This window comes from Halomonas aquatica (genome assembly GCF_040196335.1).
GTDB lineage: Bacteria > Pseudomonadota > Gammaproteobacteria > Pseudomonadales > Halomonadaceae > Halomonas > Halomonas aquatica.
This window is the reverse complement of the sequence record NZ_JBEGCJ010000003.1, coordinates 95,410-107,773: the sequence shown is the minus strand read 5'-3', so window position 1 is coordinate 107,773 and position 12,364 is coordinate 95,410. Positions and strand designations below refer to the sequence as shown.

Annotated in this window: 10 protein-coding genes; 5 read left to right on the top strand and 5 right to left on the bottom strand. The window is 65.7% G+C overall.

The features are described from left to right. Positions 1–63 precede the first annotated feature (63 nt). From asd to leuC, 4 genes are all read right to left on the bottom strand, one after another. Positions 64–1,176: an aspartate-semialdehyde dehydrogenase gene (gene asd, locus ABE960_RS06765; protein WP_349761491.1), complete on the bottom strand. Its 1,113-nt coding sequence runs from the start codon at positions 1,174–1,176 to the stop codon at positions 64–66. A gap of 124 nt (positions 1,177–1,300) precedes the next feature. Beyond that, a complete protein-coding gene (leuB, locus tag ABE960_RS06760) occupies positions 1,301–2,380 on the bottom strand; it encodes a 3-isopropylmalate dehydrogenase (protein ID WP_349761490.1) in 1,080 nt (359 codons plus the stop codon). A gap of 261 nt (positions 2,381–2,641) precedes the next feature. Continuing rightward, on the bottom strand, positions 2,642–3,295 hold the full coding sequence (gene leuD / locus ABE960_RS06755; protein ID WP_349761489.1) for a 3-isopropylmalate dehydratase small subunit: 654 nt from the start codon (positions 3,293–3,295) through the stop codon (positions 2,642–2,644). Between the two features lie 3 nt (positions 3,296–3,298). Next, positions 3,299–4,759 carry a 3-isopropylmalate dehydratase large subunit gene (leuC, locus tag ABE960_RS06750; RefSeq protein ID WP_349761488.1) on the bottom strand — a complete coding sequence of 487 codons (1,461 nt, stop codon included), beginning with the start codon at positions 4,757–4,759 and terminating at the stop codon, positions 3,299–3,301. Positions 4,760–4,938: 179 nt separating this feature from the next. Here leuC and ABE960_RS06745 point away from each other — a divergent pair, with 179 nt between their 5' ends. Then, positions 4,939–5,832: a LysR family transcriptional regulator gene (locus tag ABE960_RS06745; protein WP_349761487.1), complete on the top strand. Its 894-nt coding sequence runs from the start codon at positions 4,939–4,941 to the stop codon at positions 5,830–5,832. Positions 5,833–5,960: 128 nt separating this feature from the next. Beyond that, positions 5,961–7,289, top strand: a complete 1,329-nt coding sequence (locus ABE960_RS06740) for a hypothetical protein (RefSeq protein ID WP_349761486.1) — start codon at positions 5,961–5,963, stop codon at positions 7,287–7,289. Positions 7,290–7,330: 41 nt separating this feature from the next. Here ABE960_RS06740 and ABE960_RS06735 read toward each other — a convergent pair whose 3' ends face one another. Further along, a complete protein-coding gene (locus ABE960_RS06735) occupies positions 7,331–7,846 on the bottom strand; it encodes a zinc ribbon-containing protein (RefSeq protein WP_349761485.1) in 516 nt (171 codons plus the stop codon). Between the two features lie 236 nt (positions 7,847–8,082). Here ABE960_RS06735 and leuS point away from each other — a divergent pair, with 236 nt between their 5' ends. Genes leuS through holA form a run of 3 tightly spaced genes read left to right on the top strand, consistent with a single transcriptional unit; the run spans position 8,083 to position 12,293 of the window. Further along, on the top strand, positions 8,083–10,665 hold the full coding sequence (gene leuS / locus ABE960_RS06730; protein WP_349761484.1) for a leucine--tRNA ligase: 2,583 nt from the start codon (positions 8,083–8,085) through the stop codon (positions 10,663–10,665). Positions 10,666–10,706: 41 nt separating this feature from the next. Beyond that, positions 10,707–11,198, top strand: a complete 492-nt coding sequence (locus ABE960_RS06725) for an LPS-assembly lipoprotein LptE (protein ID WP_349761483.1) — start codon at positions 10,707–10,709, stop codon at positions 11,196–11,198. A 24-nt stretch (positions 11,199–11,222) separates the two neighbouring features. Beyond that, positions 11,223–12,293: a DNA polymerase III subunit delta gene (gene holA / locus ABE960_RS06720; protein ID WP_349761482.1), complete on the top strand. Its 1,071-nt coding sequence runs from the start codon at positions 11,223–11,225 to the stop codon at positions 12,291–12,293. The last annotated feature ends 71 nt before the right edge of the window (positions 12,294–12,364 follow it).

Sequence of the window (12,364 nt, the reverse complement as noted above, 5' to 3'; positions counted from 1 at the left end):
ACCTCTCCTGGGAGACACCCCGCTCGCCTTCGCTCGCGACTTGATCTACAAATCTTGCAGCGACTACTGCTCCCTCAGGACCTTGAGCATGCGCTTGAGTGGTTCGGCGGCACCCCACAGCAGCTGGTCACCGACACTGAAGGCGGATAGATACTCGCCCCCCATGGCCAGCTTGCGCAGACGCCCCACGGGTACGTTCAGTGTGCCGGTGGCGGCCGCCGGAGTGAGGCCGTCGATGGTGGCATCCTTGTCGTTGGCGATGACACGGACCCACTCGTTGTGCCTGGCCAGGCGATCCTCGATCTCGTCGATCGGGACGTCCTTCTTCAACTTGATGGTGAAGGCCTGGCTATGGGAGCGCATGGCACCGATGCGCACACAGAGCCCATCAATGGGGATCGGATTGTCCTGGAGACCGAGGATCTTGTTGGTTTCCACCGACCCCTTCCACTCCTCCTTGCTCTGTCCGTTCTCCATGGGCTTGTCGATCCAGGGCAGAAGGCTACCGGCCAGCGGTGCACCGAAGTTGTCGGTGGGGAAGTCTCCGCTGCGCATGGCCGCCGTCACCTTGCGATCGATGTCGAGAATGGCGCTGGCCGGATCGGCAAGCTCACTGGCCACGCTGTCACGCAGGCCGCCCATCTGGTTGAGCAGTTCGCGCATGTGCTTGGCGCCGGAACCGGAAGCGGCCTGGTAGGTCATGGAGGTCATCCACTCGATCAGGTCGGCCTCGAAGAGGCCGCCCAGCCCCATCAGCATGAGGCTGACGGTGCAGTTGCCACCGACGAAGGTCCTGGCGCCCTTGGCCAGCTGGGCATCGATGACGTGACGGTTGACCGGGTCGAGGACGATGGTCGCCTCGTTGGCCATGCGCAGGGTACTGGCGGCATCGATCCAATAACCCTTCCAGCCACCCTGGCGGAGGTCGGCGTAGACCTTCTCGGTGTAGTCGCCGCCCTGGCAGGTGACGACCACGTCCAGCGCCTTGAGGGCCTCGAGGTCGAAGGCATCCTTGAGCGGAGGAACATCGACGCCGACATCGGGTCCTGCCTGGCCGACCTGGGAGGTGGTGAAGAAGATCGGCTCGATGCCCTTGAAATCCCCGTCATCGAGCATCCGCTGCATCAGCACGGAACCGACCATGCCACGCCAACCGACAAAACCGACTTTCAACATGTGAAGCCCTCCAAGATCGAATGTGCGGAACATTATACATGAGCCGGCCCCGCCTGGCAGGCGGGGCCGGTGGTGGTCGTTGCTGGCCGCGGCGGCCGGGCTGGCGCGCTGCGACCTCTCGCGACTAGAGGGCCTCGAAGGCCTCCAGCACGGCATCGCCCATCTCGGCGGTCGAGACGGTGCGGGTTCCCTCGGCGGCAATGTCGGCCGTCCGCAGGCCGTCGTCCAGCACCTTGCCCACCGCCGCCTCGATCCGCGCGGCCAGGGCCGGCTCGTCCAGGGAATAGCGCAGCATCATGGCCACCGAGAGGATGGTTGCCAGCGGGTTGGCGATGCCCTGGCCGGCGATATCCGGCGCGCTGCCATGGCAGGGTTCATACATGCCCTGCCCGCTCTCGTTGAGCGAGGCCGAAGGCAGCATGCCGATGGAACCGGTCAGCATCGCAGCGGCATCGGAGAGGATGTCACCGAACATGTTGCCGGTGACCATGACGTCGAATTGCTTGGGCGCGCGGACCAGCTGCATGGCGGCGTTGTCGACGTACATGTGGGAGAGCTCGACATCCGGGTATTCCGGCGCCAGGCGCTCCATCACCTCTCGCCACAGGATGGTGACCTCAAGCACGTTGGCCTTGTCCACCGAGCAGAGCTTCTTGCCTCGCTTCTGCGCCATCTCGAAGGCCACACGACCGATGCGCTCGATCTCGCTCTCGGAATAGACGTAGGTGTTGAAACCCACCCGCTCGCCGCCGCGCTCCTCGATGCCGCGGGGCTGGCCGAAATAGATGCCGCCGGTCAGCTCGCGGACGATCATGATGTCGAGCCCGGCCACCAGCTCGGGCTTGAGGCTGGAGGCAGCGGCCAGTTGGGGATAGGTGATAGCCGGGCGCAGGTTGCCGAACAGGCCGAGATGCTTGCGCACGCCGAGCAGCCCCTTCTCGGGGCGCTTGCTGAGATCCTCGATGCGATCCCATTTCGGGCCGCCCACCGCGCCGAGCAGGATGGCGCGGGCCGCCCTGGCCTTCTCCAGGGTCTCGGCCGGCAGCGGCTCGCCGTGCACATCATAGGCGGCACCACCCAGCAGGGCCTCCTCCACCTCGACGTCCAGGCCGCGGGCCTGGCAGGCGGCCAGGATACGGCTGGCCTGGGCGGTGATCTCGGGGCCGATGCCGTCACCCGGTAGTACCAGAATCTTCTGTGTCATTGTGTCGTCCTTGTGTCATCACAGCCAGGGGATGTGGCCATGCCGAGGGCAGGCTGAAGAGGAGGTCCTGCGCCAGGGGTGAGAAGCACTGCTTCGAACGGGCTGGCCAAGGATGGCCAGCACTGGTCCTGCAAGCGGAGCAGGACGCGAGAGCGAAGCAGGGCGTCGGTAGCGCCCAGGGACGGGTTTACAGCGCCTCCTCGCAAGCCTGCCCGCGGCGATAATGCCACCGCGGGCTGCGCTGCAGATGGTTAGCAGGCCTCAGGCCTGAGCGGGGTCTCGGAACAGCCAGGGCCGCGCGGCGCGATGCTTCGCCTCGAAGGCGCGAATGGCGTCCTCGTCCTTCAGGGTGATGCCGATATCATCGAGCCCTTCGAGCAGGCAGTGCTTGCGAAACGCGTCCACCTCGAACTCGATGACTTCGCCCGACGGTGTGATCACCTGCTGTTGCTCGAGGTCCACGTCGAGTCGATAGCCCTCGTTGGCCTCGACCTCGGCGAAAAGGCGGTCGATGGTTTCCTCGGACAGGGGGACCAGCAGCAGGCCGTTCTTGAAGGCATTGTTGTAGAAGATGTCGGCAAAGCTTGGCGCGATCACCACCCGGAAGCCAAAATCCTCCAGCGCCCAGGGGGCATGCTCGCGAGAGCTGCCGCATCCGAAGTTGCGACGAGTCAGCAGCACGCTCGCGCCCTGGTAGCGGGACTGGTTGAGCACGAAGTCGGGGTTCTTCGGGCGCTTGGAGACATCCTGACCGGGCTGGCCCTCATCGAGGTAGCGCAACTCGTCGAAGAGGTTGACGCCAAACCCGGTGCGCTTGATCGACTTCAGGAACTGCTTGGGGATGATCAGGTCGGTGTCGACGTTGGCCCGATCGAGCGGGGCGACGAGGCCTTCCGTGCGTACGAACTTGTTCATGGTTCAGGCCTCCTGGGCAGCGGATGAGGCGTCGAACGGTCGGACGTCGACATTCCTTACATCAACAAAGTGACCGGCGATCGCCGCGGCGGCGGCCATCGCCGGGCTGACGAGGTGGGTGCGTCCACCGAAGCCCTGGCGCCCCTCGAAGTTGCGATTCGAGGTCGAGGCGCAGTGTTCTCCGGCGCCGAGCTTGTCGGCGTTCATGGCCAGGCACATGGAGCAGCCGGGTTCTCGCCACTCGAAGCCCGCCTCGAGGAACACCTTGTCGAGACCCTCTGCTTCTGCCTGACGCTTCACCAGACCCGAACCCGGTACGATCATGGCGAGCTTGATGGAGTCGGCGACCTTCTTGCCACGGGCCACCTTGGCCGCCTCGCGCAGGTCCTCGATGCGCGAATTGGTGCAGGAGCCGATGAACACCTTGTCGAGGTGGATGTCGGTGATCTTCTGCCTGGGCGAGAGCCCCATGTACTCGAGCGCCCGAGTGTAACCGCGCTGCATGGTCTCGTCGGCGGCATCGACCGGGTCCGGGACTTCACCGGAGATGCCTGTGACCATCTCTGGGCTGGTGCCCCAGGAGACTTGCGGCTCGATCTCGGCGGCATCCAGGGTCACCACCTTGTCGAAGACGGCGTCGGCGTCGGAGACCAGGTCGCGCCAGTCCGCCACGGCGGCGTCCCACTGTGCACCCGTGGGGGCATAGTGGCGATCGCGCAGGTAATCGATGGTGGTGTCGTCCACGGCGATCAGGCCGACCCGGGCACCGGCCTCGATGGCCATGTTGCACACCGTCATACGCCCTTCCATGGAGAGGTCGCGAATGGCGCTGCCGGCGAACTCGATGGCACAGCCGGTACCGCCCGCGGTGCCGATGTGGCCGATGATCGCCAGCACGATGTCCTTGGAGGTGACGCCGGTACCGAGCGTGCCCTCGACGCGCACCTGCATGTTCTTCATCTTCTGGGCGAGCAGGCACTGGGTGGCCAGCGCATGCTCCACCTCGGAGGTGCCGATGCCATGGGCAAGCGCGGCGAAGGCACCGTGGGTGGCGGTGTGGGAGTCACCGCAGACCACGGTCATGCCCGGCAGTGTCGCGCCCTGCTCCGGGCCCACCACGTGGACGATGCCCTGACGCGGATCGTTGATCTTGAACTCCTCGATGCCGAACTCGACGCAGTTGTCATCCAGGGTCTGCACCTGGATCAGCGACACCGGGTCCTTGATGCCGGCATTCCCCTCGGCTCGCTCCTTGATGGTAGTGGGCACGTTGTGGTCCGGCGTCGCCAGATTGGCATCGAGGCGCCACGGCTTGCGGCCCGCCAGGCGCAGGCCCTCAAAGGCCTGGGGCGAGGTCACCTCGTGGAGCAGTTGACGGTCGATGTAGATCAGCGCGGTGCCGTCACCACGCTCCTTGACGAGGTGCTGAGACCACAGTTTGTCGTAGAGTGTCTGGCCTGCCATATCGTTCTCCCGGGCCTTGGGCCCTTGGTGTCCGGTCTCTCGTTGTTACTTGTGGCGCGGCTGCTCGCCGTTGGCCGTCGTGAGAACAGTCTCCTGCTCCTCGCTCATAAAATCAATTCATGTTATTTATGGATTGGATTCCAAAAAGGAATTCCATTCATCGCCCGGAGAACCCGACCATGGACACCCAGAGCCTACAGGCCTTCCTGGCCGTGGCGGACAGTGGCAGTTTCTCCCGCGCCGCCGAGCAGCTGCACCTGACCCAGCCGGCGGTCAGCAAGCGCATCGCGGTACTCGAAGGACAGACCGATGCCCGGCTGTTCGACCGCATCGGCCGCCGGGTGACCCTCACCGAGGCCGGGCGGGTGCTGCTCCCCCGGGCCCGGCAGATCCTGGTGATGGTGGATGACAGCCGCCGTGCGCTGGGCAACCTGGATGGCAGCGTAGTCGGCAGCCTTACGCTTGCCACCAGCCACCATATCGGCCTGCACCGGCTGCCGCCCCTGCTCAAGTCATATACCCGAGAACACACCGGTGTGCGACTGGACCTGCACTTCCTGGATTCCGAACAGGCCTATCAGGGGGTACTGGACGGCGAGCTCGAGATCGCCGTGGTGACCCTAGCCCCGCATCCGGCTCCACAGCTCGAGGTGGTGCCGGTCTGGGTCGACCGCCTGTGTTTTGTCTGCGCCCCCGATCATCCCCTCGCCGGTTACCGCCGGCTGGCGCTAAAGGAGCTGTGCGCCTTCGATGCGGTCTTGCCAGGCCCACTGACCTTCACTCGCGGCCTGATCGAGTCACGCTTCTCATCGGCCGGGCTCGACCTGCCCGTGACGCTATCCACCAACTATCTGGAGACACTGAAGATGATGACGGCCATCGGCCTGGGTTGGAGCCTGCTGCCCGAGCGACTGGTAGCGGACGACCTGCACGTGCTCGAGGTGGATCACCCACCGATCCACCGCCCGCTGGGCTATCTCGTCCACCGCAGCCGCACCCTCTCCAATGCCGCTCGGGCGATGATCGCGCAACTCGATGACGCCCGCGAGCCGGCCGCCAGGGAATGGCGCTGAGCTGTCCGGCCGGAGCACATGGCGACGCAACTCGAGGCGTCAGGCCGCACGCTCCCATGGAATGCGACGGGACAGCCTCAAGGCAAATTGTTTAGACTGCTTACAATTCTCCCTGGGAACCCCATTCAGTGTCCGACACCACCGTTGCCACACTCATCCCTCGTCATGCCCCGGCCGGCGGCCTGATCCTTGCCGGCCTCATCCTGCAGGTCCTGACGTTCACCGGCCTCTCCCTGCCGAATCATCTGGTGGGCTACTGCCTGTGGCTGGCGACGGCCATGCTGTGGCGGGATATTCCCCGCCGCACCCGACGCCAGGCCGGCCTGCTCGCCATGATCGGGCTGACGCTGCTGGTGCTGGCTCAGGTCTGGCACGGGGCCAGGATTGATTGGCCGGGCATCCTCGACGGCAACACCTATGTGGTCGCCATGCTGGTGGGAGTCAGCTTCATCGGCTTGATAGGGAACCTGCGGGGCCGGTCACGCTCGCCGGGCAAGGCCCTGACCGGCACCCGCGGCATGCTTGGCACCTGGCTGGGCGTCCACTTGCTCGGGTCGATCCTGAACCTCTCCACGGTCTTCATGGTGGGCGATCGCCTGGAGCGGCGCGGCCCGCTCTCCATGCCCCAGTTGCTGGGCCTCAACCGCGGACTCTCCAGCGCCGCCCTCTGGTCGCCCTTCTTCGCCTCCATGGGGGTGGTGATGACCCTGGCGCCCGAGATGCGCTACACCAACATCCTCGCCTTCGGGCTACCGCTGGCCATGGCCTCGGGGATGCTGACGGTCGGCGAGCTGTCGCGGCGCTTCGAGCTCACCGACACCTCCGGCTTCTCGCTGTCACCGCGAAGCCTGCTGATGCCGGTGAGCATGGCGGGCCTGGTGATGCTCTTCCACTACGGCCTGACGCCGCGGCTGTCCATCGTCAGCATCATCACCTTCCTGCTGCCCGCCGTGGCACTGCTGTCCAACCTGCCTCGGGGAATGAACTGGACACGAGAGCGGGTCCATCGGCACACCATCACCCGGCTGCCAGCGATGCGCGGCGAGATCTCGCTGTTCCTCTGCGCGGGACTGCTGACCATGGGTCTCTCGACCTTCATCGGCGCCGCCACCGGCAATGACTGGACGCTCTTTGCACGCTTTGGCCCTCTGGAGGCCTCGGCCAGCTTCCTGGCTATCGTGATCAGTGCCGCGGCAGGCCTGCATCCCATCATCGGCGTCTCGGTACTCGCCTCGATGATCGATCTCGATGGTGGGCGCCAGACGCTGTTTGCCTTCGTGGCCCTTGCCTCCTGGGCGGTGGGCACCAGCGTCGGACCCTTGTCGGGGATCAACCTCTCACTGCAGGGGCGCTACGGGGTCAGTGCCTCAGGGATGATGCGCGAGAACCTGGGCTATGCCACGGCCATGACCGGACTCGTCCTGGTCGCCATCCTAGTGATGGATCACCTGCTTTAAGGCGATGACGCCGGCAGTCAGGTACCGCCGCCACTGGTGGATCACTCGGGGGCGCGCACGAAGTAGCGATGGCCGCACTGGTGGCAAGGCTCGATGCGGGCGACCCCCTCGAGTTCGACGATGGCGTCACAGTGAATGCAGGCCATGCGACCGGGCGCGGCCATCTCGCCGGCGACGTAGTCGGCGCGCGAAGCCTCCAGATCGTCCTCGAGCTGTTCCCGCTCGATCACGCTGCGGTCGGCGATGGAGAGCAGGGAGTCGACCACCTTGCGAGACAGCATGGACAGATCGATGCCCAGCCAGGCGGCAACACCCTCGCCACCGGCCGCCAGGTAGCGACGCATCTCCTTGAGATCACGCTCGACCCAGGCGCGCAGCAGGGAGAGCTCGTCCTTGGTGAATTCCTCCAGATCGGCCTCGAACTCCACCGCATCATCGAGATCCTGCTGCAGGTTCTCCCAGGTCAGCTCGTCGGCCCCCTCGCGCAGGCGCTCGAGCATGCGCTCATAGCCCTCGCGCAGGCGGTGATCATGGTGCGGATCCTTTTGCTCGTTCATGGTGCTGTCCTCGTATCGCGATTTGGGCTTTCGGGTCGGACGGTGCTGCCCATAGCCGCCGCCCGCCGTGCTGGGGTATCCTAACCGTTCGCCAGTTATTCCATTTAGACGACATCCCGCCGGACATTCAATGGTTTCGCGCCGCGCCGGCGCCCGACCTTGACGCCGGACAAGGGCTGCTGACATGCGCGGTGCCGAGGCGCTGCGCTCGACTTGCAAGGTACCCGAAGACAGCGATGGACGCACAGTACAAGCCCCACGAAACCGAACGCGACGCCCAGCAGTTCTGGGACAAGAACCAGTGCTTCAAGGCGGTGGAAGACGCCAACCGTGAGAAGTTCTACTGCCTGTCGATGTTCCCCTACCCCAGCGGCAAGCTACACATGGGGCATGTGCGCAACTACACCATCGGCGACGTGGTCTCCCGCTACCAGCGGATGCAGGGCAGGAACGTCATGCAGCCCATGGGCTGGGACGCCTTCGGCATGCCGGCGGAGAACGCCGCCATCCAGAATCGGGTACCACCCGGCAAATGGACCTACGACAACATCGACTACATGCGTCGTCAGTTGAAGGCGCTGGGCTTCGCCTATGACTGGAGCCGCGAGTTCGCCACCTGCGATGTCGACTACTACCGCTGGGAACAGTGGTTCTTCACCAAGCTCATCGAGAAGGGCCTGGTCTACAAGAAGATGTCCACGGTCAACTGGGACCCGGTCGACAAGACGGTGCTGGCCAACGAGCAGGTGATCGAGGGGCGCGGCTGGCGTTCCGGTGCACTGGTGGAGCGCAAGGATATCCCGCTGTGGTTCCTCAAGATCACCGACTACGCCGAGGAGCTGCTGGCCGACCTGGATGAGATCGACTGGCCCGAGCAGGTCAAGACCATGCAGCGCAACTGGATCGGCAAGTCGCGCGGCGTGGAGCTCAGCTTTCAAATAACATCCGCTGAGGAAACCGCCGCCGAGCCGCTCTCGGTCTACACCACCCGTCCCGACACCCTGATGGGTGTGACCTATGTCGCCGTGGCCGCCGGCCACCCGTTGGCCAGGCAGGCCGCCGAGGGCGACCCTGAGCTCGCCGCCTTCGTCGAGGAGTGCTCCCACGGCGGCACCTCCGAGGCCGAGCTCGCCACCATGGAGAAGAAGGGCATGCCGACCGGCCACCTGGCCGTGCATCCCCTGACGGGGCGCGAGGTACCGGTCTATGTGGCCAACTTCGTGCTGATGGAGTACGGCACCGGAGCGGTGATGGCGGTGCCCGGCCACGACCAGCGCGACTGGGAGTTCGCGACCAGGTACAGCCTGCCCATCGAGGCGGTGATCGCCGATGCGAACGGCCAGGCTCCGGACCTCTCCGAGGGCGCCCACGACGACTACGGTACGGTAATCAATTCCGGCGAATTCGATGGCCTGGACTTCCAGGCCGCCTTCGATGCCATCGCCAAGCGGCTCAGCGAGCTAGGCTGCGGCGAGGTGAAGACCAACTTCCGACTGCGCGACTGGGGGGTGGCTCGCCAGCGGTACTGGGGGGCGCCGATCCCGGTCAAGTACGGCCCCGAGGGGCAGACGGTGCCGCTCACCGACGAGGAGCTGCCGGTCGCCCTGCCCATGGAGGTCACGGTCGACGCCACCGGTTCGCCGCTCAAGCGCATGCCGGAATTCTCCGACCTCGGCGATGGCTGGACCCGCGAGACCGATACCTTCGACACCTTCATGGAGTCGTCCTGGTACTACGCCCGCTTCTGTTGCGCCGACAACATGGAGGCGATGCTCGATGAGAGAGCCAACTACTGGCTGCCGGTGGATCTCTACATCGGTGGCATCGAGCACGCCATCCTGCACCTGCTGTATGCGCGCTTCTTCAACAAGCTGATGCGCGACTTCGGCCTGGTGGAGACCGACGAGCCCTTCCAGCGACTGCTCACCCAGGGCATGGTCATCGCAGAGACCTTCTACCGACCTGCCGAGAATGGCGGCAAGGAGTGGTTCAACCCGGCCGACGTGGAGGTCAAGCGCGACGAAAAGGGCCGCCCGGTCAGCGCTGTGCTGGCCGCTGATGGCCAGCCCGTGGAGATGGGCGGCATCGAGAAGATGTCCAAGTCCAAGAACAACGGCGTAGACCCGCAATCCATGATCGACCGTTTCGGTGCCGACACTGTGCGCCTGTTCATGATGTTCGCCGCGCCGCCCGAGCAGTCCCTGGAGTGGTCCGACTCCGGCGTCGAGGGCGCCAGCCGCTTCCTCAAGCGCCTTTGGCGCCTGGTCAGCGAGCACCTGGAGGCCGGCACGCCCGGCACCCTCGACGCCCAGGCACTGACCCAGCCCCAGCGCGAGCTGCGACGCAAGACCCACGAGACGATCGGCAAGGCCGGTGACGACATCGGCCGGCGCACGACCTTCAACACGGCCATCGCCGCGGTGATGGAACTGACCAACGCGCTCTCGAAGTTCGAGGACACCTCGCCACATGGCCTGGCCGTGGCGCGTGAGGCGGTGGAGGCCTGCGTGCTGCTGCTCGCGCCGATCACGCCCCACGCCTGCCATTCCCTGTGGCAAGAGCTTGGCCACGACGAGCCGGCGATCGATGCCCCCTGGCCGCGGGTGGACGAGTCGGCCCTGGCGCGGGACACCATCGAGCTGGTGGTGCAGGTCAACGGCAAGTTGCGGGCCCGCATCGAGGCACCCGCCGACGCTGAGAAGGATGCCATCGAGGCCCAGGCCCTCGCTGCCGAGAACGTCCAGCGTCATACCGAGGGCAAGACCATCCGCAAGGTGATCGTCGTGCCCGGCAAGCTCGTAAATATCGTGGTGGGCTGACCGCCCTACCCCCTTCATCGCGTCAGACGGGAGACTGGCCCATGCAGCGCCGACACCTTCTGCGAATCGGCCTCGCCGCCGGCGCCTCGCTGGCGCTGACCGGCTGTGGCTTTCACCTGCGAGGCCTCGACCAGCCGTTGGTCGACATCGATGCCCTGTCCCTCGAGGGTCCGGATACTGAACTGGCCCGCCTGGTCACCCGTCGACTCGAGGGTTCCGGCACCCGGGTTCAGGAGGAGGCAAGCCGTGTGCTCAACCTGGGGGTCGAAGCGTTTCGGGAACGCCGCATGGGAGCGCTCGATAGCGGACCCCGAGAGCTGGAGCTGTCCCTTGAGGTGCCCTTCTCCGTGCAGCGACGTGCCGACGGCGCCTACCTGCTCGACCAGCAGCGACTCGAGGTCAGCGAGAGCCTGACCGTCAACGACGACGAACTGCTGACCCAGGATGACCTTCTCGATGCCGCTCGCGAACGACTGCGTGATGAGGCCGTGCGCCGGCTGATGGACCGATTGCGGGCGCTAGAACCGTCGTGAAGGGACTGTTGTGAAGGGACTGTCGTGAAGATATTCGCCGACAAGCTCGAGGCTGCGCTGGTCCGGAAACTACCCCCCGTGGTGATCGTCGCCGGCGAGGAGCCGCTGCAGCACATGGAGGCCTGCGACGCCGTTCGCCGGGCGGCCCGCCAGGGGGGAGTCGAGGAGCGTGAGATCCTCGACGTCGAGGCCAACTTCGCTTGGGGACGCCTGACCGAGGCCGCCGCCAGCCTGTCGCTGTTCGCCACGCGCAGGCTCATCGAGGTGCGTCTCGGCAACAGCAAGCCAGGCCAGGAAGGGGGAAAGGCGCTGCGTGAGTATGCCGAGTCACTCCAGAACAGCGACGACATCCTGCTGCTCTCCGCCGGCAAGCTCGACTATCGCGAGCAGAAGAGCGCCTGGTTCAAGGCTCTGGACAAGGCTGGGCTCTTCGTCCCGGTCTGGCCGGTGGATCCCTCGCGCCTGGGGTACTGGCTGCGCGACCGGGCCGGCCGCCACGGCCTCTCCCTCGACCTCGATGCCGCTCGCCTGCTCGGTGAACGCACCGAGGGCAACCTGCTGGCCGCCGACCAGGAGCTGCAGAAGCTCGCCCTTCAGCTCCCCGCAGGCGCGAGGGTCGGTCCAAGGGAGGTCGCTGGCGGTGTCGAGGACAGCGCACGCTTTGATGTCTTCACCCTGATGGACGCCTGCCTGAAGGGCGAACGAGCCCGGGTCACCCGTATCATGGCCGGCCTTCGCGGCGAGGGGGTCGAAGCGCCCATCGTGCTCTGGGCCCTGGCCCGGGAGCTGCGCATTCTGCTCTCCCTTCACCAGCACCTGGATCAGGGACAGAGCCTGGATCATGCCTGCAAGGCCCAGAAGCCTGCGATCTTCGAGAAGCGGCGTCCCGCCTATCAGCAGGCCATCGCACGGCTGCCATTGAAGCGGCTGCACAAGTTGCTGCTGTTCGCCCAGCGCCTGGACCTGGCCATCAAGGGAGGCAGCAAGGTGCCGCTGTGGGATGGCCTCCATGACCTGGCGCTGACGCTGGCTGGCGGTCGCGGCCTGTTGGCAGAACTCCCCTCCTCCTACCGAATCGACCAAGGCGCCGGGTAGCCCAGCGTCAGCGCGAGCTGAATTCGGGGCCCTCGCCGTGGGAGCGATGCAAGCATTGCTCCTACAAGGGC

Coding starts and splice junctions, on each gene's coding strand:
- asd (WP_349761491.1), bottom strand. CDS start 1,176: ATGTTGAAAGTCGGTTTTGTCGGTTGGCGTGGCATGGTCGGTTCCGTG.
- leuB (WP_349761490.1), bottom strand. CDS start 2,380: ATGACACAGAAGATTCTGGTACTACCGGGTGACGGCATCGGCCCCGAG.
- leuD (WP_349761489.1), bottom strand. CDS start 3,295: ATGAACAAGTTCGTACGCACGGAAGGCCTCGTCGCCCCGCTCGATCGG.
- leuC (WP_349761488.1), bottom strand. CDS start 4,759: ATGGCAGGCCAGACACTCTACGACAAACTGTGGTCTCAGCACCTCGTC.
- ABE960_RS06745 (WP_349761487.1), top strand. CDS start 4,939: ATGGACACCCAGAGCCTACAGGCCTTCCTGGCCGTGGCGGACAGTGGC.
- ABE960_RS06735 (WP_349761485.1), bottom strand. CDS start 7,846: ATGAACGAGCAAAAGGATCCGCACCATGATCACCGCCTGCGCGAGGGC.
- leuS (WP_349761484.1), top strand. CDS start 8,083: ATGGACGCACAGTACAAGCCCCACGAAACCGAACGCGACGCCCAGCAG.
- ABE960_RS06725 (WP_349761483.1), top strand. CDS start 10,707: ATGCAGCGCCGACACCTTCTGCGAATCGGCCTCGCCGCCGGCGCCTCG.